The organism is Streptomyces sp. ADI95-16, assembly GCF_003721495.1.
GTDB lineage: Bacteria > Actinomycetota > Actinomycetes > Streptomycetales > Streptomycetaceae > Streptomyces > Streptomyces goshikiensis.
This window is the reverse complement of the sequence record NZ_CP033581.1, coordinates 2,416,542-2,436,340: the sequence shown is the minus strand read 5'-3', so window position 1 is coordinate 2,436,340 and position 19,799 is coordinate 2,416,542. Positions and strand designations below refer to the sequence as shown.

16 protein-coding genes are annotated in these 19,799 nt (G+C 70.4%); 11 read left to right on the top strand and 5 right to left on the bottom strand.

What is annotated here, in order from left to right; translation table 11 throughout:
- The first annotated feature begins 1 nt into the window (after window position 1).
- The 9 genes from yvcK (at window position 2) to pgi (ending at window position 11,185) form a co-directional block, all read left to right on the top strand.
- Complete coding sequence (gene yvcK / locus EES41_RS10575; RefSeq protein WP_229895387.1) at window positions 2–1,036, top strand: uridine diphosphate-N-acetylglucosamine-binding protein YvcK; 1,035 nt, start codon at window positions 2–4, stop codon at window positions 1,034–1,036.
- A complete protein-coding gene (gene whiA, locus EES41_RS10570) occupies window positions 1,027–2,022 on the top strand; it encodes a DNA-binding protein WhiA (protein ID WP_037792880.1) in 996 nt (331 codons plus the stop codon). Before yvcK ends, whiA begins: the two co-directional genes overlap by 10 nt.
- A 151-nt stretch (window positions 2,023–2,173) precedes the next feature.
- Entirely contained in the window at window positions 2,174–5,146 is a 2,973-nt protein-coding gene (locus EES41_RS10565) for a M14 family metallopeptidase (protein WP_123077535.1), read from the top strand.
- A gap of 230 nt (window positions 5,147–5,376) precedes the next feature.
- On the top strand, window positions 5,377–6,384 hold the full coding sequence (gene gap / locus EES41_RS10560) for a type I glyceraldehyde-3-phosphate dehydrogenase (protein ID WP_008741072.1): 1,008 nt from the start codon (window positions 5,377–5,379) through the stop codon (window positions 6,382–6,384).
- Window positions 6,385–6,522: 138 nt separating this feature from the next.
- Window positions 6,523–7,734 carry a phosphoglycerate kinase gene (gene pgk, locus EES41_RS10555; RefSeq protein ID WP_123077533.1) on the top strand — a complete coding sequence of 404 codons (1,212 nt, stop codon included), beginning with the start codon at window positions 6,523–6,525 and terminating at the stop codon, window positions 7,732–7,734.
- 6 nt (window positions 7,735–7,740) lie between these two features.
- The gene (tpiA, locus tag EES41_RS10550; RefSeq protein WP_123077531.1) at window positions 7,741–8,517 is read left to right on the top strand and encodes a triose-phosphate isomerase; all 777 of its coding nucleotides are present in this window, start codon (window positions 7,741–7,743) and stop codon (window positions 8,515–8,517) included.
- A gap of 121 nt (window positions 8,518–8,638) precedes the next feature.
- On the top strand, window positions 8,639–8,869 hold the full coding sequence (gene secG / locus EES41_RS10545) for a preprotein translocase subunit SecG (RefSeq protein WP_123077529.1): 231 nt from the start codon (window positions 8,639–8,641) through the stop codon (window positions 8,867–8,869).
- A 179-nt stretch (window positions 8,870–9,048) separates the two neighbouring features.
- Window positions 9,049–9,384 carry an RNA polymerase-binding protein RbpA gene (locus tag EES41_RS10540; RefSeq protein WP_007263454.1) on the top strand — a complete coding sequence of 112 codons (336 nt, stop codon included), beginning with the start codon at window positions 9,049–9,051 and terminating at the stop codon, window positions 9,382–9,384.
- 145 nt (window positions 9,385–9,529) lie between these two features.
- A complete protein-coding gene (gene pgi, locus EES41_RS10535; RefSeq protein ID WP_123082382.1) occupies window positions 9,530–11,185 on the top strand; it encodes a glucose-6-phosphate isomerase in 1,656 nt (551 codons plus the stop codon).
- Between the two features lie 122 nt (window positions 11,186–11,307).
- On the opposite strand, the gene pgl is transcribed toward pgi, so the two are convergent.
- From pgl to tkt, 5 genes are all read right to left on the bottom strand, one after another.
- Entirely contained in the window at window positions 11,308–12,090 is a 783-nt protein-coding gene (gene pgl, locus EES41_RS10530; protein ID WP_123077527.1) for a 6-phosphogluconolactonase, read from the bottom strand.
- A gap of 183 nt (window positions 12,091–12,273) precedes the next feature.
- Window positions 12,274–13,332 carry a glucose-6-phosphate dehydrogenase assembly protein OpcA gene (opcA, locus tag EES41_RS10525; protein ID WP_123077525.1) on the bottom strand — a complete coding sequence of 353 codons (1,059 nt, stop codon included), beginning with the start codon at window positions 13,330–13,332 and terminating at the stop codon, window positions 12,274–12,276.
- Window positions 13,329–14,855, bottom strand: a complete 1,527-nt coding sequence (gene zwf / locus EES41_RS10520) for a glucose-6-phosphate dehydrogenase (protein ID WP_123077523.1) — start codon at window positions 14,853–14,855, stop codon at window positions 13,329–13,331. The genes opcA and zwf overlap by 4 nt, the downstream gene beginning before the upstream one ends.
- A 5-nt stretch (window positions 14,856–14,860) precedes the next feature.
- Window positions 14,861–15,979 carry a transaldolase gene (tal, locus tag EES41_RS10515; protein WP_123077521.1) on the bottom strand — a complete coding sequence of 373 codons (1,119 nt, stop codon included), beginning with the start codon at window positions 15,977–15,979 and terminating at the stop codon, window positions 14,861–14,863.
- 35 nt (window positions 15,980–16,014) lie between these two features.
- Window positions 16,015–18,117 (bottom strand): transketolase, encoded by a 2,103-nt coding sequence (tkt, locus tag EES41_RS10510; protein WP_123077519.1) that lies wholly within the window; start codon window positions 18,115–18,117, stop codon window positions 16,015–16,017.
- A 327-nt stretch (window positions 18,118–18,444) separates the two neighbouring features.
- Between tkt and EES41_RS10505 the strand changes: the two genes are divergently transcribed.
- Both EES41_RS10505 and EES41_RS10500 read left to right on the top strand, forming a co-directional pair.
- On the top strand, window positions 18,445–19,386 hold the full coding sequence (locus tag EES41_RS10505; protein WP_123077517.1) for a heme o synthase: 942 nt from the start codon (window positions 18,445–18,447) through the stop codon (window positions 19,384–19,386).
- 24 nt (window positions 19,387–19,410) lie between these two features.
- Window positions 19,411–19,782 carry a hypothetical protein gene (locus EES41_RS10500; RefSeq protein ID WP_037792916.1) on the top strand — a complete coding sequence of 124 codons (372 nt, stop codon included), beginning with the start codon at window positions 19,411–19,413 and terminating at the stop codon, window positions 19,780–19,782.
- Window positions 19,783–19,799 lie beyond the last annotated feature (17 nt).

Sequence of the window (19,799 nt, the reverse complement as noted above, 5' to 3'; positions counted from 1 at the left end):
GCTGCGCCGTCTGCGCCGGCTCACTTCGGGCCGGGGCGAGGACGGCGGCGCCCGCACCGGCCGTCGCCGCGGCGCGACGCCCAAGGTGGTGGCGCTCGGCGGTGGACAGGGCCTCTCGGCCTCCCTCACCGCCCTGCGCCGGATCACCGGTGACCTCACGGCCGTGGTCACCGTCGCCGACGACGGCGGCTCCAGCGGCCGGCTCCGGGAAGAGCTCGGCGTGCTGCCGCCCGGCGACCTGCGCAAGGCGCTGGCCGCGCTGTGCGGGGACGACGACTGGGGCCAGACCTGGGCCCGCGTCATCCAGCACCGCTTCCAGTCCGCCGGCGACCTGCACGAGCACGCGGTCGGCAACCTGCTGATCGTCGCCCTGTGGGAACAGCTGGGGGACCCCGTCCAGGCCCTCGACCTGGTCGGCAAGCTGCTCGGCGCGCAGGGCCGGGTGCTGCCCATGTCCGCCGTGCCGCTGGAGCTCCAGGCCCTGGTCAAGGGCCATGATCCGGCGCGCCCGGAGGACGTGGACACCGTACGGGGGCAGGCGACCGTGGCGCTGACCCCCGGAGAGGTGCTCTCCGTACAGGTGGTGCCCAGCGACCCGCCGGCCGTGCCGGAGGCGGTCGCGGCCGTCCTCGACGCGGACTGGGTGGTGCTCGGACCGGGGTCCTGGTTCTCCTCCGTGATCCCGCACCTGCTGGTGCCGGAACTGCTCGACGCGCTGATGGTGACGAAGGCCCGGCGGGTCCTCTCGTTGAACCTCGCGCCGCAGCCCGGCGAAACAGAAGGCTTCTCTCCGCAGCGTCATTTGGAGGTTTTGGCCCGACACGCCCCTAAACTCGCCCTGGACGTGGTGCTGGCCGACGAGGCCGCCGTGCCCGACCGCGAGTCCCTCGCCGATGCCGCGAAACGGTTCGGTGCCGCGGTCGAGCTGGCGCCCGTGGCCAGGCAGGACGGCTCTCCGAAGCACGATCCGGAGCTGCTGGCCGCCGCGTACGACCGTATTTTTCGGATGCATGGAAGGATCGGCCCATGGCGATGACGCCCGCGGTGAAGGATGAGATTTCCCGCCTCCCCGTCACCCGGACCTGCTGCAGGAAGGCTGAGGTCTCGGCGATTCTTCGGTTCGCGGGCGGCCTCCACCTGGTGAGCGGCCGCATCGTCATCGAGGCGGAGCTGGACACCGGGATCGCGGCCCGGCGCCTGCGCAAGGACATCCTGGAGATCTTCGGCCACTCCTCGGACCTGGTGGTGATGGCGCCCGGCGGACTGCGCCGCGGCAGCCGGTACGTGGTCCGGGTCGTGGCGGGCGGTGACCAGCTGGCGCGCCAGACGGGGCTCGTGGACGGCCGTGGCCGCCCGATCCGGGGCCTTCCCCCGCAGGTGGTCTCCGGGGCCACCTGCGATGCCGAGGCGGCCTGGCGCGGCGCCTTCCTGGCCCACGGCTCGCTCACCGAGCCGGGCCGGTCTTCCTCGCTGGAGGTGACCTGCCCCGGTCCGGAGGCCGCCCTGGCCCTGGTGGGCGCCGCCCGCAGGCTCTCCATCGCCGCCAAGGCGCGCGAGGTGCGCGGCGTGGACCGGGTCGTGGTCCGCGACGGAGACGCGATCGGCGCCCTGCTGACCCGGCTCGGCGCGCACGAGTCGGTGCTGGCCTGGGAGGAGCGGCGGATGCGGCGCGAGGTCCGCGCCACCGCCAACCGCCTGGCCAACTTCGACGACGCCAACCTGCGCCGCTCGGCGCGGGCCGCGGTGGCCGCCGGAGCCCGCGTCCAGCGCGCGCTGGAGATCCTCGGCGAGGAGGTCCCCGAGCACCTCGCCGCGGCGGGCCGGCTGCGCATGGAGCACAAGCAGGCCTCCCTGGAGGAGCTGGGCGCGCTCGCGGACCCGCCGCTGACCAAGGACGCGGTCGCGGGCCGGATCCGCCGGCTGCTGGCCATGGCCGACAAGCGGGCGCAGGACCTCGGCATCCCCGGCACCGAGTCGAACCTCGACCTCAGCGAGGAGCTGGCCGACAACATGGCCGGCTGAGCCCGCTCACCGGCCGGCCGTCGTACGCCGGACAGGGGCCCGCGCGATCACTCGTGCGGGCCCCTTTCGGCATGCCCCATTGACATGAGCATGGGCTGATCGTGAGCCTGTCGGCGAACGCTTTGGTGGCAGACGACGCCCAGGGGGGCACATGAGGCACCGCGCGAGATCGATCCTCGCCGCAAGCGCACTCGTCTTCGGAACCACACTGGCCGCTCTTCCCGTCACGGCCCAGGCCCAGGCCCAGGCCCAGCCCCCGACCACGGCGGCGCCCGACGCCGACGAGGTGCGGGTCTACGACGCCGACATCACCGGCGAACAGGTCCCGCTCGTCCTCGCCGCCGGCCAGGACGCCCACGAGCTCTCCGAGCGGGCCCCGCGGACCGGGACCGCCAAGGTGGAGCTCTTCCTCACCGCGGGCCAGGCCAAGGACCTCGCCGCCCAGGGCGTCAAGCTCGCCGAGCGCAGGGTTCCCGCCAAAGCCGCGGCCCGTACCGAGGCCGCCGGAGACGGGGTCTTCCGCCCGTACAGCGGCAAGGGCGGCCTCCAGGAGGAGATCCTGCGGACCGCCCAGGAGAACCCCGGCCTCACCAAGGTCGTCTCCATCGGCAAGACCGTCCAGGGCAAGGACATCCTCGCCCTCAAGGTCACCAAGAACGCGAAGAAGACCCGCGACGGCGAGAAGCCGTCCGTGCTGTACATGTCCAACCAGCACGCCCGTGAGTGGATCACCCCCGAGATGACCCGGCGGCTGATGCACCACACCCTGGACAACTACGGCAAGGACCAGCGGATCACCCAGCTGGTGGACTCCACCGAGCTGTGGTTCCTGATCTCCGCCAACCCCGACGGGTACGACTACACCCACGCCCCCGACGGCGAGCGGCTCTGGCGCAAGAACCTGCGCGACAACAACGGCGACGGCAAGATCACCTCCGGCGACGGCGTCGACCTCAACCGCAACTTCGCCTACAAGTGGGGCTACGACAACGAGGGTTCCTCCCCGACCCCGGCGAGCGAGACCTACCGGGGCACCAAGGCGTCCTCCGAGCCCGAGACCACCGCCCTCGACGCGTTCGAGAAGCGCATCGGCTTCACGTACGCCATCAACTACCACTCCGCCTCCGAGCTGCTGCTCTACGGCGTGGGCTGGCAGGTGGCCACCCCCACCCCCGACGACGCGGCCTACAAGGCGCTCGCCGGAACCCCGGAGAACTCCGCGATCCCGGGCTACTACCCGCAGATCTCCTCCGAGCTCTACACCACCAACGGCGAGGCCGACGGCCACGCCGCCAACGTCAACGGCGTCATGATGTTCACGCCGGAGATGACCACCTGCCAGACGGCCTCCGCCGCCGACCCGGACGACCGGTGGAAGCCCGAGGACTGCGCCTCCGGGTTCAACTTCCCGGACGACGAGAAGCTCATCCAGGCGGAGTTCGCCAAGAACGTCGCCTTCGCGCTGTCCGTCGGCGAGAGCGCCGCGCGCCCGGACCAGCCGAAGTCCTCGGTCGGCCTGAGCGCCGCCGAATTCACGCTCGACCCGTTCACCACCTCCTACGTGGCCAAGGGCGAGGACCAGACGGTCTCGGTCACCGCCCGAAAGGCGCTGCGCGACAAGCAGCTCAAGTTCCGGATCAACGGCGGCCGTACGCACGACGACGGACTGAGGGCCTGGAAGGGCGGCGACGTCTACGGCGGCGAGGACAACAACTGGTTCGACGAGTACCGGGCCAAGGTGGACGGCGCCAAGCCGGGTGACTCGGTCGAGGTGTGGTTCACCGGCCTCGACCGCTCCGACAAGCAGGTCTCCAGCGAGCACTTCACGTACAAGGTGGCCGAGCGGCCGCGCGCGGACGTCCTGGTGATCGCCGAGGAGGGCGCCAAGGCCGTGCACGCCAAGGAGTACGTCGACGCCCTGCGCGCCAACGGCACGTCCGCGGCCGTCTGGGACGTGGCCGTCCAGGGCGTCCCGCACCACCTCGGGGTGCTCTCGCACTTCGGCACAGCCGTCCACTACACCGGCGCCAAGGCCCCCGGCGGCGAAACCCAGCTCGCCGTACGGGACTTCCTCAACGAGGGCGGAAAGCTGATCGAGGCCGGTGAGCTGGCGGGCGGCAACGCCCAGGTCGGCCGGGCCGTCACCAACGACTTCAGCCAGTACTACCTCGGCGCCTACGGCCGCGCGAGCGCCAAGGGGGCCACCGGCTTCACCGGCGCGGGCGCCCTGAACGGCGCCAAGGGCGGTCTCGGGGACGCGGCGGACAACCCGCTGAACGCCCCCGGCTCCTACACGGCCACCTCCGACACCCTCGCCGCCGCGCAGTTCCCGCAGTTCAAGAGCGCGCAGGCGGGCCAGTACGCCGGGGTCGTGAATCCGTACGCCCCCTTCGCCGGCGCCGGGATGGCCGCGGCCGTCCACACGGACAGCGACTGGAAGCGACTGGTCCGGACGATCGACCTGACCGGGGTCAGCGCCGCCGACAAGCCGCAGCTGAAGATGGCCCTGAACTGGAACACCGAGGAGGGCTACGACCACGCCGTCCTGGAGGCCCACACCACGGGGGCCGGGGACTGGACCACGCTGCCCGACGCGGGCGGCCTGAGCAGCTCCGCCGTCCCGGAGGACTGCGCGGCCGGGTACTTCATCAACGGCCACCCGTTCCTGCGCAGCTACCTCACGCTGGGCGCCGGCGGCTGCACCGCGCAGGGCACCAGCGGTACGTGGAACAGCTTCACCGGATCCTCCGGCGGCTGGAAGCAGGTCGCCTTCGACCTGAGCGCGTACGCGGGCAAGAAGGTGGAGGTGTCCCTGTCCTCCATCACCGACCCGGGCTCCGGCGGCCGCGGGGTCTTCGCGGACGAGGCGCGGCTGTCCGTCGGCGGCACCGACCAGACCGCCGAGGGCTTCGAGACCTCCCTCGGGACCTGGACCGCGCAGGGCGCACCGGCCGGAAGTCCTGAGATTCCCGGGGATTGGTCCCGCTCCGCGGAGCTGTTCAAGTCCTACGCGGCCATCACAACGCGTCACACGGTTCTGCTCGGCTTCGGCCTGGAACACGTGCCGGCAGCGGCGGATCGAGCCGTACTCGTCGGTAAGGCCCTTCGTTCGCTGAACCGCTGAGCACGAGCCCCGTCACCCCTCACGGTGCGTGACGGGGCCCGAATTCCGGGCGCCCGGTGCCGGAGCGATTGGTACAGGGCGTCGCGGAGTCCCCCCAGGCAGTCGGGGGAGTGTCAGGCCTCGACCGATGTCACTCCGAAGCTCACGGAGAGGTAGGGTCGTAAGCGGTCGGGGACATCCCATACAGCTCGCCGGCGGACTTACCGGCGCACATACGAGGAGATCGGTTCGTGACGATCCGCGTAGGCATCAACGGTTTTGGCCGAATTGGCCGCAACTATTTCCGGGCGCTCCTGGAGCAGGGAGCGGACATCGAGATCGTCGGTGTCAACGACCTGACTGACAACGCCACCCTGGTTCACCTGCTCAAGTACGACACCATCCTGGGTCGCCTCAAGGCCGAGGTCTCCCACACCGACGACACCATCACCGTCGACGGCAAGACGTTCAAGACGTTCGCCGAGCGCGACCCCGCGAACCTCCCCTGGGGCGAGCTGGGCGCGGACATCGTCATCGAGTCGACCGGCATCTTCACCAAGAAGGCCGACGCCGCGAAGCACATCGCCGCGGGCGCGAAGAAGGTCCTCATCTCGGCTCCGGCCAAGGACGAGGACATCACGATCGTGATGGGCGTCAACCAGGACAAGTACGACGCGGCCAACCACCACGTCATCTCCAACGCTTCGTGCACCACCAACTGCGTGGCGCCGATGGCCAAGGTCCTCGACGAGAACTTCGGCATCGTCAAGGGCATGATGACCACGGTCCACGCGTACACGAACGACCAGCGGATCCTGGACTTCCCGCACTCGGACCTGCGTCGTGCCCGCGCCGCCGCCGAGAACATCATCCCGACCTCCACGGGTGCCGCCAAGGCCACCGCGCTGGTCCTCCCGCAGCTCAAGGGCAAGCTGGACGGCATCGCGATGCGCGTCCCGGTCCCGACCGGCTCGGTCACCGACCTCGTCCTGGAGCTCTCCCGCGAGACCACCAAGGAAGAGATCAACGCCGCCTTCCAGAAGGCCGCTGAGGGCCAGCTCAAGGGCATCCTCGACTACACCGAGGACGCGATCGTCTCCTCCGACATCGTGAACTGGCCGGCCTCCTGCACCTTCGACTCCTCCCTGACCATGGTTCAGGACGGTACGCAGGTGAAGGTCGTCGGCTGGTACGACAACGAGTGGGGCTACTCCAACCGTCTGGTCGACCTCACCGTCTTCGTCGGCGGTCAGCTCTAATAGTCCCAGGGCAAGGCACCACGATGTGAGCACAGGGTCCGGCAGCGCGATGGAGCGCGGCGCGGGCCCTGTCGCTTGTTCGTTCCTCACGCCCGGGATGGGCAACAGCCTGGACCGGTATAAGGAGTAGCAAAAGCAATGAAGACGATCGACGAACTTCTCGCCGAGGGCGTCCGCGGCAAGCGGGTCTTCGTCCGCGCCGACCTCAACGTGCCGCTCGCGGGCGGCACCATCACCGACGACGGCCGCATCCGCGCCGTGTTGCCGACCATCGCCAAGCTCGCCGAGGCCGGCGCCCGCGTGGTCGTCGCCTCGCACCTGGGCCGCCCCAAGGGCGAGCCGGACCCGGCCTTCTCGCTGGCGCCCGCCGCCGAGCGCCTCGGTGAACTGCTCGGCCAGGACGTCGCCTTCGCGACCGACACCGTCGGCGCCTCCGCCAAGGAGACCGTCGCCGCCCTCGCCGACGGCCGGGTCGCCGTCATCGAGAACCTGCGCTTCAACGCCGGCGAGACCTCGAAGGACGACGCCGAGCGCGGCGCCTTCGCGGACCGCCTCGCCGAGCTGGCCGACGTCTACGTCGGCGACGGCTTCGGCGCCGTGCACCGCAAGCACGCCTCGGTCTTCGACCTCCCGGCGCGCCTCCCGCACGCGGCCGGCTACCTGATCGCCACCGAGGTCGGTGTCCTCAAGAAGCTCACCGCCGACGTCAAGCGCCCGTACGTGGTCGTCCTCGGCGGCGCCAAGGTCTCCGACAAGCTGGCCGTCATCGACCAGCTGCTCGGCAAGGCCGACCGCATCCTCATCGGCGGCGGCATGGCCTACACCTTCCTGAAGGCCCAGGGCCACGAGATCGGCATCTCCCTCCTGCAGGAGGACCAGATCCCCGTCGTCCTGGAGTACCTGGCGCGCGCCGAGAAGCTGGGCGTCGAGCTGGTCCTCCCGGTGGACATCCTGGCCTCCTCGGACTTCCCCGACCTCAAGGGCAAGACCCCGGCCGAGTTCATCACCGTCGACGCGGACAAGATCCCCGCCGACAAGGAGGGTCTGGACATCGGTCCCAAGACCCGCGAGCTGTACGCGTCGAAGATCGCCGACGCCGAGACCGTCTTCTGGAACGGCCCGGTCGGCGTCTTCGAGCACCCCGACTACGCGAACGGCACCAAGGCCATCGCGCAGGCGCTCACCGAGAGCGGCGCCTTCACCGTCGTGGGCGGCGGCGACTCGGCCGCGGCCGTGCGCACGCTCGGTTTCGACGAGAACGCTTTCGGACACATCTCGACCGGCGGCGGCGCCTCCCTCGAATACCTTGAGGGCAAGACGCTCCCCGGCCTCGCCGCACTGGAGGTCTGACCCTTAATGAGCACCCGTACCCCGCTGATGGCGGGCAACTGGAAGATGAACCTCAACCACCTTGAGGCCATCGCGCACGTCCAGAAGCTCTCCTTCGCCCTGGCCGACAAGGACTACGACGCCGTCGAGGTCGCGGTCCTGCCGCCCTTCGTCGACCTGCGCTCGGTCCAGACCCTGGTCGACGGCGACAAGCTGAAGATCAAGTACGGCGCCCAGGACCTCTCGGCGCAGGACTCCGGTGCCTACACCGGCGAGATCTCCGGCGCCATGCTGGCCAAGCTGGGCTGCTCGTACGTGGCCGTCGGCCACAGCGAGCGCCGCCAGTACCACGGCGAGAGCGACGAGCTCTGCAACGCCAAGGTGAAGGCCGCCTACAAGCACGGGATCACCCCGATCCTGTGCGTCGGCGAGGGCCTGGACGTCCGCAAGGCCGGCGAGCAGGTCCCGTACACGCTGGCGCAGGTCGACGGCGGCCTCAAGGACGTCCCGGCCGACCAGGTCGAGTCCATCGTGATCGCGTACGAGCCCGTCTGGGCCATCGGGACCGGTGAGGTCGCCACCCCCGAGGACGCGCAGGAGGTCTGCGGGGCGATCCGCGGCCGCCTCGCCGAGCTCTACTCGCAGGAGCTGGCCGACAAGGTCCGCATCCAGTACGGCGGCTCGGTCAAGTCCGGCAACATCGCCGCGATCATGGCCAAGCCCGACGTGGACGGCGCCCTGATCGGCGGCGCCGCGCTGGACGTGGACGAGTTCGTCAAGATCGTCCGCTTCCGCGACCAGTGAGTATGCGGTAGGGCGGATCCGTCGTACCCTTGCGGGGGCCAGGGGCTGAACCACCAGCCGCTGGCCCCCGCGCACATCTCAGTAGAGCCGGAAAGCCAGAAAGTAGGAATCAGCCGTGATTATGGGGTTCTCGATCGCCCTGATCGTGTTCAGCGCCCTGCTGATGCTGCTCGTGCTGATGCACAAGGGCAAGGGCGGCGGCCTCTCCGACATGTTCGGCGGCGGTATGCAGTCGTCCGTCGGAGGCTCCTCGGTCGCGGAGCGCAACCTGGACCGGATCACCGTCGTCATCGGTCTGCTCTGGTTCGCCTGCATCGTCGCGCTCGGCCTGCTGATGAAGTCGGGCAGCTGACGGTTCTGGCCGTTTCGGCCGTCCGCCGGGTCCCCCCTGCCTATCATGGGAACCGGCGTCCGCACCCGGAGCGAGTAACTCCGGTCGCTGGACGCGCGTTGGGCCTTACGTAGACTGGGGCGCCCGCAGCGGATATTCCACTCACGCTCCGCGGCACCATCACGCAGGGAGTTACGACCGTGGCAAGTGGCAACGCGATCCGTGGTAGCCGGGTCGGAGCGGGGCCGATGGGTGAGGCCGAGCGCGGCGAGTCCGCGCCCCGCCTGCGCATCTCCTTCTGGTGCTCGAACGGGCACGAGACGCAGCCGAGCTTCGCCAGCGACGCTCAGGTGCCCGACACCTGGGACTGCCCGCGCTGCGGGTTCCCGGCCGGCCAGGACCGGGACAACCCGCCCGCGCCGCCGCGCACCGAGCCGTACAAGACGCACCTGGCGTACGTGCGGGAGCGGCGCACCGACGCCGACGGCGAGGCGATCCTCGCCGAGGCGCTCGCCAAACTCCGCGGTGAGATCTGAACATCCGAACGAACGTGAGAGCGAGGCCCGGCCCGCAGGAATCCTTCCTGCGGGCCGGGCCTCTTTGTGTCCGTTGCCCGCCTGCTGATCCCTTAGGTTGGTGACCGGCGGGGCACGACAGGATGGAAGAGGGCTGATGTCCGAGATGAACGCAGAAAGCCGCGCGAGGCTCAACCGGACCCCCGAGTGGCAGGCACTCGGAAAGCACCGGGACGAGCTGGGGCAGACGCATCTGCGGGACCTGTTCGAGACGAATCCGGGCCGGGGCACCGGCTACACCCTGCGGGTCGGCGACCTGCACATCGACTACTCGAAGCACCTCGTGACCGACGAGACGCTCGCACTGCTGCGCGAACTGGCCGCGGCGACGGGCGTGGCGGAGCTGCGCGAGGCGATGTTCCGCGGGGACAAGATCAACACGACCGAGGACCGGGCGGTCCTGCACACCGCCCTGCGCGCGCCGCGCGACGCGGTCGTCGAGGTGGACGGCGAGAACGTCGTCCCCGAGGTCCACGCGGTCCTCGACAAGATGGCGGCGTTCTCCGGCCAGGTCAGGTCGGGGGAGTGGACCGGCTTCACCGGAAAGCGCATCAGGAACGTCGTCAACATCGGCATCGGCGGTTCCGACCTGGGCCCGGCGATGGCGTACGAGGCGCTGCGCGCCTTCACCGACCGGGATCTGACGCTGCGTTTCGTGTCCAACGTGGACGGCGCGGACCTGCACGAGGCCGTGCGGGGGATGGACCCGGCCGAGACGCTGTTCATCATCGCGTCGAAGACCTTCACGACCATCGAGACCATCACCAACGCCACCTCCGCCCGGGAGTGGCTGCTGGCGGGTCTCGGCGGCGACCGGGCCGCCGTGGCGCGGCACTTCGTGGCGCTGTCCACCAACGCCGAGAAGGTCACCGACTTCGGCATCGACCCGGCCAACATGTTCGGGTTCTGGGACTGGGTCGGCGGCCGCTACTCCTTCGACTCCGCGATCGGGCTCTCGCTGATGATCGCGATCGGCCCGGACGCCTTCCGGGAGATGCTGGACGGCTTCGAGCAGATGGACCGGCACTTCCGCACGGCCCCGCCGGAGGAGAACGCGCCGCTGCTGATGGGCCTGTTGGGGATCTGGTACGGGGCGTTCTTCGACGCGCAGTCGCACGCCGTCCTGCCGTACAGCCACTACCTCTCCCGCTTCACGGCCTACCTCCAGCAGCTGGACATGGAGTCCAACGGCAAGTCCGTGGACCGGCAGGGCAACCGGGTGGACTGGCAGACCGGGCCGGTGGTCTGGGGTACGCCGGGCACCAACGGGCAGCACGCGTACTACCAGTTGATCCACCAGGGCACGAAGGTGATCCCGGCGGACTTCATCGGCTTCGCCCGGCCCGTCGGGGAGCTGCCGCCGGCCCTGGAGGCCCAGCACGACCTGCTGATGGCGAACTTCTTCGCGCAGACGCAGGCGCTGGCCTTCGGCAAGACGGCCGACGAGGTACGGGCGGAGGGCGTCGCGGAGGCCCTGGTCCCGCACAAGACCTTCCAGGGCAACCACCCGACGACCACGATCCTGGCCGCCGAGCTCACGCCCTCGGTGCTGGGCCAGCTGATCGCCCTCTACGAGCACAAGGTGTTCGTGCAGGGCGCGGTGTGGAACATCGACTCGTTCGACCAGTGGGGTGTGGAGCTGGGCAAGGTCCTCGCCAAGAGGGTCGAGCCGGCGCTGACGGACGGTGCGCCCGTGGCGGGCATGGACGCCTCCACGCGCGCGCTGGTCGCCACCTACCGGTCGCTGCGCGGCCGGGACTGACCCGAACGCCCGCGGGGTCCGGAAGCGCTGCCTCCGGACCCCGCGGGGGTGTTCGTCAGGACGCGGCCGCCCAGGTGCCCGTCAGGACGCGGCCGTCGGACGTGCCCGTCAGGACCCGCCCGTCAGGACGCGGCCGGGGGGTACAGGCCCGCCGGCAGCTTCGCGGCGGCCGCGCGGTCCAGGAGCCACAGGGTCCGGGAGCGGCCGTAGGCCTGTGCCGCCGGGGCCTGGACGCTGCCCGCGCCGCCCAGCGCGATCGCCACCGCGCCGGCCTTGTCCTCGCCGGCCGCCAGCAGCCAGACCTCGCGGGCCGCCCGGATCGCCGGGAGGGTCAGCGAGACCCGGGTCGGCGGCGGCTTCGGCGCGCCGTGCACGCCGACCACCGTGCGCTCCGTCTCGCGCGCCGCCGGGTGCTCCGGGAACAGGGACGCCACGTGCGTGTCCGGTCCGACGCCCAGCATCAGCACGTCGAAGCGGGGGACCGGTCCGTGGTCCTCGGGGCGCGCGGCCCGGGCGAGCTCCGCCGCGTACGCCGCCGCCGCCGCGTCCACGTCCGCCCCGTACGGACCGTCGGAGGCGGGCATCACGTGCACGCGCGCCGGATCCACCGGGACGGAGTCCAGCAGCGCCTCGCGGGCCTGCGTGTGGTTGCGCTCGGGGTCGTCGGCGGGGACGTAGCGCTCGTCGCCCCACCAGAGGTCCAGCCGCGCCCAGTCGATCGCGTCCCGGGCGGGCGCCGCGGCGAGGGCCGCGAGCAGCCCGTTGCCGTTGCGGCCGCCGGTCAGGACCACCGACGCGGAGCCGCGGGCCGCCTGCGCGTCCACGACCTTCGTGATCAGCCGGGCCGCCGCGGCCTGCGCCATCAGCTCCTTGTCCCGGTGGACGACGACCTGGGGAGTCGTCATACCCATGTGCTGCCGCCTTGTCGTTGATACGGGTGGGTGCCGCCGCGCGGTGCTTGCTCCCCGCCCCGCCCCTTCCCCGTTTCCCGGGGCCTGTGCCCCGGACCCCGGTCCCCGAACGCCGGACGGGCTGAAGATCCAGCCTCGCCGGCGTTCGAGGGGCGGGTCCCGCGCAGCGGGTACGGGTTACTTGGCCGAGGCCTTCTTCGCCGGCTTCGGGGCCGGCTTGGCCGCCGGCTTCGCGGCCGCGGCGTCGGCCTTGGGGCCGGTCACCGTCTCCGGGGAGTCGGTCGCCTTCGCCGGAGCCGCCTCCGCGGAGGCCTCCAGCCGGGCCACGCCGAACTTCAGCGAGGCCTCGTACGTGTTGTCCGGGTCCAGCCGGCGCAGTTCCTCCGCCAGCAGCTCGGCCGTGTCGCGGCGCTTGAGCGCCACCCCGCGGTCAGGCTGACCCGGCATGCACAGCGTGGCCAGGGCCCCGTCCGCACGGTCCAGGACGATCTCGCCGTCCTTGGTGCGCAGCCGCACCGAGGTCAGACCGGGGCCGCCCGAGACCGTCCGCTTGACCGGGACCTGGAGGCGGTCCGCCAGCCACATGGCCAGCAGCTCGCAGCTCGGGTTCTCGTCCTCGCCCTCGACGACCGCCGAGGTGACGACCGAGACGGTCTGCTGGTCCAGTGCGGCGGCCAGCATCGAGCGCCAGGGCGTGATCCGGGTCCACGCCAGGTCCGTGTCACCGGGCGCGTACGCACCCGAACGGGCCGACAGGTACCCGATGGGGTCCTCACAGGCGTACGTGTCCGTGATCCGGCGCTGCCCCAGCGCGCCCAGCGGGTCGCCCGCCAGGTCCGGCGGAGCACCGTCCGGCCACCAGACGACCACGGGGGCGTCCGGCAGGAGGAGCGGGAGGACCACGGACTGGGCGTGGTCGACCAGTTCACCGTGGAGCCGGAGCACCACCGTCTCGCCACTGCCGGCGTCCGCCCCGACGCGGACTTCCGCGTCGAGACGGGCGTCGCGGCGGCTGCGCACGGAACGGCCCGCCCGCTTGACGACGACGACGATCCGTGAGGGGTGCTCGTGGGACGCGTCGTTCGCCGACTTGAGCGCGTCGTACGCGTTCTCCTCGTCGGTCACGATCACCAGCGTGAGGACCATGCCGATGGCCGGCGTGCCGATGTCCCGGCGCGCCTGCACCAGCGCGGCGTTGATCTTGCTGGAGGTGGTCTCCGTGAGGTCGATCTTCATGGCCGGCGCCAGCTCCGTCCGTCTCGTGCGAGCATCTCGTCCGCCTCGACCGGTCCCCAGGTGCCCGCCGGGTACTGCGCGGGCTTGCCGTGCTTGTCCCAGTACTCCTCGATCGGGTCGAGGATGTTCCAGGACAGCTCGACTTCCTGGTGACGCGGGAAGAGGTTCGCGTCGCCGAGGAGGACATCGAGGATGAGCCGCTCGTAGGCCTCGGGGCTGGACTCCGTGAAGGACTCGCCGTACGCGAAGTCCATCGTGACGTCCCGCACCTCCATGGAGGTGCCCGGCACCTTCGAGCCGAACCGCACCGTCACGCCCTCGTCCGGCTGGACCCGGATGACCAGGGCGTTCTGCCCCAGCTCCTCGGTCGCGTCCGACTCGAACGGCAGGTACGGGGCCCGCTTGAAGACCACCGCGATCTCGGTCACCCGGCGGCCCAGGCGCTTGCCCGTCCGCAGGTAGAACGGGACGCCCGCCCAGCGGCGGTTGTTGATCTCCAGCCGGATGGCCGCGTAGGTGTCGGTCTTCGACTTGGGGTCGATGCCGTCCTCTTCGAGGTACCCGACGACCTTCTCGCCGCCCTGCCAGGCCGCCGAGTACTGGCCGCGCACGGTGTGCCTGCCCAGGTCCTCGGGCAGCTCCACGGCGGTCAGCACCTTCAGCTTCTCCGCCACCAGCGCCTTCGGGTGGAAGGAGCCGGGCTCCTCCATCGCGGTCAGCGCGAGCAGCTGGAGCAGGTGGTTCTGGATGACGTCACGGGCCGCGCCGATGCCGTCGTAGTAGCCGGCCCGGCCGCCGATGCCGATGTCCTCGGCCATGGTGATCTGCACGTGGTCGACGTACGACCGGTTCCAGATCGGCTCGAACATCGTGTTGGCGAAGCGGAGCGCCAGGATGTTCTGGACGGTCTCCTTGCCGAGGTAGTGGTCGATCCGGAAGACCTCGTCCCGGGGGAAGACCTCGTGGACGACCTTGTTGAGTTCCTCGGCGCTCTTCAGGTCGTGGCCGAAGGGCTTCTCGATGACGGCGCGCCGCCAGGAGCCTTCCTTCTGCGCCAGACCGTGGTCCTTGAGCTGCTGGACCACCTTCGGGAAGAACTTCGGCGGGACGGACAGGTAGAAGGCGAAGTTGCCGCCCGTTCCCTGCGCCTTGTCGAGTTCCTCGATCGTCGCCTTCAGGGTCTCGAAGGCCTCGTCGTCGTCGAAGTCGCCCTGGACGAAGCGGCAGCCCTGCACCAGCTGCTGCCAGACCTCCTCACGGAAGGGCGTGCGCGAGTGCTCCTTGACCGCGTCGTGGACCACCTTGGCGAAGTCCTCGTCCTGCCACTCGCGCCGGGCGAACCCGATCAGCGAGAAACCCGGCGGGAGGAGGCCGCGGTTGGCCAGGTCGTAGACGGCAGGCATCAGCTTCTTGCGCGACAGGTCACCCGTAACGCCGAAAATGACCAGGCCGGACGGCCCCGCGATACGCGGGAGCCGCCGGTCCTGTGCGTCACGAAGCGGGTTCGCTCCGTTTACAGACAAAGTGTTCAGGCCTCCGTGGGGGCGAGGCGCGCGAGCTCCGCCTCGGTCGACTTCAGCAGGTCGTTCCAGGACGCCTCGAACTTCTCGACGCCCTCGTCTTCGAGCAGCTGGACCACATCGTCGTACGAGACGCCCAGCTTGGCGATCGCGTCGAGCTCGGCGCGCGCCTGCGCGTAGGTGCCGCGGACGGTGTCACCGGTGACCTGGCCGTGGTCGGCGGTGGCCTCCAGCGTGGCCTCCGGCATGGTGTTCACCGTGTTCGGGGCGACCAGGTCCACCACGTACAGGGTGTCCTTGTACGCCGGGTCCTTGACGCCGGTCGAGGCCCACAGCGGGCGCTGCTTGTTGGCGCCGAGCCGCTCCAGGGCGTTCCACCGGTCGGAGGAGAAGACCTCTTCGTAGGCCTCGTAGGCCAGACGGGCGTTGGCGAGGGCCGCCTTGCCCTTCAGGGCCTTCGCCTCGTCGGTGCCGACGGCGTCCAGGCGCTTGTCGATCTCCGAGTCCACGCGGGACACGAAGAAGGAGGCGACCGAATGGATCAGGGAGAGGTCCAGGCCGGCGGCCTTGGCCTTCTTCAGACCCGACAGGTACGCGTCCATGACCGCGCGGTAGCGCTCCAGCGAGAAGATCAGCGTGACGTTGACGCTGATGCCCTTGCCGATGACCTCGGTGATCGCCGGCAGGCCGGCCTTGGTCGCCGGGATCTTGATCAGCGTGTTGGGGCGGTCCACCAGCCAGGCGAGCTGCTTGGCCTCGGCGATGGTCGCCGTGGTCTCGTGGGCCAGCCGGGGGTCGACCTCGATCGACACGCGGCCGTCCTGGCCGTCCGTGCGGTCGAAGACCGGGCGCAGGATGTCGGCGGCGTCGCGGACGTCCGCCGTCGTGATCATGCGGATGGCCTCGTCGACGGTGACCTTGCGGGCGGCGAGGTCGGCGAGCTGCTGCTCGTAGCCGTCGCCGCTGCTGATCGCCTTCTGGAAGATCGACGGGTTGGTGGTGACACCGACCACGTGCGACTGGTCGATGAGCTCGGCCAGGTTGCCGGACGTGATGCGCTTGCGGGACAGGTCGTCCAGCCAGATCGCCACGCCCTCGTCGGAGAGGCGCTTGAGTGCGTCTGTCATGGGATTACATCTCCTACGTTGGTTCTGTACCGGCGTCAGCGCGCGGCGGCGGCGAGGGAGGCCTTGGCGGCGGCGGTCACGGCCTCGGGGGTGAAACCGAACTCGCGGAACAGCACCTTGGCGTCGGCGGAGGCGCCGAAGTGCTCCAGCGAGACGATCCGGCCCGCGTCGCCCACGTAGCGGTGCCAGGTCAGGCCGATGCCGGCCTCGACCGCGACGCGCGCCTTGACGGACGGGGGCAGGACGCTGTCCTTGTAGTCCTGGTCCTGCTCCTCGAACCACTCCACGCACGGCATCGAGACGACGCGCGCCGGGATGCCCTCGGCCTGCAGGGCCTCGCGCGCGGCGACGGCCAGCTGGACCTCGGAGCCGGTGCCGATGAGGACGACCTGGGCGTCGGCGGCCTCGCCCTCGGGGCCCGTGGCCTCGAAGAGCACGTAGCCGCCCTTGGCCGCGTCCTCGTTGCGGTCGTAGGTCGGCACGCCCTGGCGGGTCAGCGCCAGACCGTGCGGGGCACCCTTGCCGAACACCTTGGTGTGGCGGCGCAGGACCTCGCGCCAGGCGATGACGGTCTCGTTCGCGTCGGCCGGGCGGACCACGTTCAGGCCCGGGATGGCGCGCAGCGAGGCGAGGTGCTCGATCGGCTGGTGGGTCGGGCCGTCCTCGCCGAGGCCGATGGAGTCGTGCGTCCACACGTAGGTGACCGGCACGTGCATCAGCGCGGACAGGCGGACGGCGTTGCGCATGTAGTCGGAGAACACCAGGAAGGTGCCGCCGTAGATGCGGGTGTGGCCGTGCAGCGCGATGCCGTTCATGGACGCGGCCATGGAGTGCTCGCGGATGCCGAAGTGGACGGTACGGCCGTACGGGTCGGCCTCCGGCAGCGGGTTGTCCTTCGGCAGGAACGAGGAGTTCTTGTCGATGGTGGTGTTGTTGGAGCCGGCCAGGTCGGCCGAGCCGCCCCACAGCTCCGGGATGACCGGGCCGAGCGCTTCGAGCACCTTGCCGGAGGCCGCGCGGGTGGCGACGCCCTTGCCGGTCTCGAAGGCGGGGAGCTTGTCCTCCCAGCCCGCGGGCAGCTCGTTGGCGTTGATGCGGTCGAACTCGGCGGCGCGCTCCGGGTTGGCGGTGCGCCAGGCGGAGAACTCCTTGTCCCAGGCGGCCTTGGCCTCGCGGCCGCGGTCCAGCACCTCGCGGGTGTGCGCGATGACCTCGTCGGAGACCTCGAAGGTCTTCTCCGGGTCGAAGCCGAGCACGCGCTTGGTGGCGGCGACCTCGTCGTCACCCAGTGCCGAGCCGTGCGCGGCCTCGGTGTTCTGGGCGTGCGGGGCCGGCCAGGCGATGATCGAGCGCATCGCGATGAAGGAGGGGCGCTCCGTCTCGGCCTTCGCGGCCTGGAGGGCGGCGAACAGCGCCTTCGGGTCGAGGTCGCCGTTCGGCTGCTGCTCGACGCGCTGGACGTGCCAGCCGTACGCCTCGTAGCGCTTCATGGTGTCCTCGGAGACGGCCGTCTCCGTGTCACCCTCGATGGAGATGTGGTTGTCGTCCCACAGCAGCACCAGGTTGCCGAGCTTCTGGTGGCCGGCCAGCGAGGACGCCTCGGAGGAGATGCCCTCCTGGAGGCAGCCGTCGCCCGCGATCGCGTAGATCATGTGGTCGAACGGGGAGGCGCCCGGGGCGGCCTCCGGGTCGAAGAGACCGCGCTCGTAGCGGGCGGCCATGGCCATGCCCACCGCGTTGGCGACACCCTGGCCCAGCGGGCCGGTGGTGGTCTCGACGCCGGTCGTGTGGCCGTACTCCGGGTGGCCGGGGGTCTTGGAACCCCAGGTGCGGAAGGCCTTCAGGTCGTCGAGCTCCAGGCCGAAGCCGGCCAGGTAGAGCTGCGTGTACAGCGTGAGGGACGAGTGCCCCGCGGAGAGCACGAAGCGGTCACGGCCGACCCATTCGGGGTCGGCCGGGTCGTGCCGCATGACCTTCTGGAACAGGGTGTACGCGGCGGGGGCCAGGCTCATCGCCGTGCCCGGGTGGCCGTTTCCGACCTTCTGGACCGCGTCCGCGGCAAGGACGCGGGCCGTGTCGACGGCACGCTGGTCCAGTTCGGTCCACTTGAGCTCTGTGGTCGTCGGCTTGGTGCTCACCGTGAGTCAGGGCTCCTCTCCACATGTCGTTTCCCGGTGACGAACGGTGCACCGGCGCGATTCCGAGCCTACCCCCGCAAAGGTGTGCGGCTATTCGAGATTGAGCCCTGCTTCATCAGGTCGGCGGCCAGTGCTCATACGGGGCTTACCCCTCTCACCTGACGCCCCCCACGTGCGGTATCCGATCGGCCCAACACGAGGCGACCCCCGCGCGGGGCGACGTAAGCGCAACGTCTAGAGTGGCGTGGTACGCGCAAGCCTTTACCGGGCCTTCATTTTGGAGGGGGTCCGTGTCGGAGCTTGCTGGATTCTCTCTCAGGGGTGTGCGTGACGGCCGTCGAATCCCGTCCAGCGGGGGTACTCGGGACGAGCCCCGGTCACCGGCCGTTCGGGGCCCGGTTCATGGCTTTCGTGGCTTTGACCAAGCCGCGGATCATTGAACTTCTGCTGATCACCACAGTGCCGGTGATGTTCCTCGCCGAGCAGGGGGTGCCGTCGCTGTGGCTGGTACTCGTGACCTGCTTCGGCGGCTATCTGTCCGCGGGCGGCGCCAACGCGCTGAACATGTACATCGACCGCGACATCGACGCGCTGATGGACCGGACCGCGCAGCGGCCGCTGGTGACCGGCATGGTGAGCCCCCGGGAGTGCCTGGTCTTCGGCATCGCCCTCGGTGTGGTCTCCACGCTGTTCTTCGGCCTGCTCGTCAACTGGCTGTCGGCCGCCCTGTCGCTCGGCGCGCTCCTCTTCTACGTCGTGGTCTACACGATGCTCCTGAAGCGGCGCACCGCCCAGAACATCGTCTGGGGCGGCATCGCGGGCTGCATGCCGGTGCTCATCGGCTGGTCGTCGGTGAAGAACGAGGTCTCCTGGGCCGCCGTCATCCTCTTCCTCGTCATCTTCTTCTGGACGCCGCCGCACTACTGGCCGCTCTCGATGAAGGTCAAGGACGACTACGCGCGCGTCGGCGTGCCGATGCTGCCCGTGGTGGCCGGCAACCGGGCCGTGGCGCGTCAGATCGTCATCTACAGCTGGGTGATGGTGGCGGTCTCGCTGCTGCTGACCCCGCTGGGGTACACCGGCTGGTTCTACACGGCGGTCGCGCTGGTGTCGGGCGGCTGGTGGCTGTGGGAGGCGCACGCGCTGAACGCGCGGGCCAAGTCCGGGGTGACGGGCGCGAAGCTCAAGGAGATGCGGCTGTTCCACTGGTCGATCACCTATGTGTCGCTCCTCTTCGTCGCCGTCGCCGTGGATCCCTTCCTCCGCTGATTACTCGCCGGTAGCATGCCGTACATGGCAGACACCACGGCAGACACCGCAGGCACCGAGGGCACCGCAGGCGCCGCGGCGAAGAAGCAGGACCGCAAGGCCGCGAGGCTGGCCAAGCAGATCGGCGCGTTCGCCAAGGAGCACGGCGGCGCCGAGGGCCACCTCGCGCACATCGGCCAGGCCGGCACCCGCATCGTGCTCGTCGGGACGGACGGCGCCTGGGGCGACCTGGTCGCCCCGGCGTACGAGACCGCCCGGCTGGCCGCGGAGAAGGCCGGGCTGACCCTCCACGAGGAGTTCGACGGCGAGTTCGCCGCGAAGGTGGAGACCGGCCCGTACGAGTGGACCCGGATGGCGGGCATCCAGCTGGGCGGGCCCGCGAACCGGGCCGCCTGATCCTCGGTCAACAGCAC

Bases quoted from the DNA above. Each gene is read 5' to 3' on its own strand.
- tpiA (WP_123077531.1), top strand. From the start codon at position 7,741: ATGAGCACCCGTACCCCGCTGATGGCGGGCAACTGGAAGATGAACCTC.
- secG (WP_123077529.1), top strand. From the start codon at position 8,639: ATGGGGTTCTCGATCGCCCTGATCGTGTTCAGCGCCCTGCTGATGCTG.
- tal (WP_123077521.1), bottom strand. From the start codon at position 15,979: ATGACAGACGCACTCAAGCGCCTCTCCGACGAGGGCGTGGCGATCTGG.
- EES41_RS10565 (WP_123077535.1), top strand. From the start codon at position 2,174: ATGAGGCACCGCGCGAGATCGATCCTCGCCGCAAGCGCACTCGTCTTC.
- EES41_RS10500 (WP_037792916.1), top strand. From the start codon at position 19,411: ATGGCAGACACCACGGCAGACACCGCAGGCACCGAGGGCACCGCAGGC.
- whiA (WP_037792880.1), top strand. From the start codon at position 1,027: ATGGCGATGACGCCCGCGGTGAAGGATGAGATTTCCCGCCTCCCCGTC.
- opcA (WP_123077525.1), bottom strand. From the start codon at position 13,332: ATGAAGATCGACCTCACGGAGACCACCTCCAGCAAGATCAACGCCGCG.
- pgl (WP_123077527.1), bottom strand. From the start codon at position 12,090: ATGACGACTCCCCAGGTCGTCGTCCACCGGGACAAGGAGCTGATGGCG.
- pgk (WP_123077533.1), top strand. From the start codon at position 6,523: ATGAAGACGATCGACGAACTTCTCGCCGAGGGCGTCCGCGGCAAGCGG.
- pgi (WP_123082382.1), top strand. From the start codon at position 9,530: ATGAACGCAGAAAGCCGCGCGAGGCTCAACCGGACCCCCGAGTGGCAG.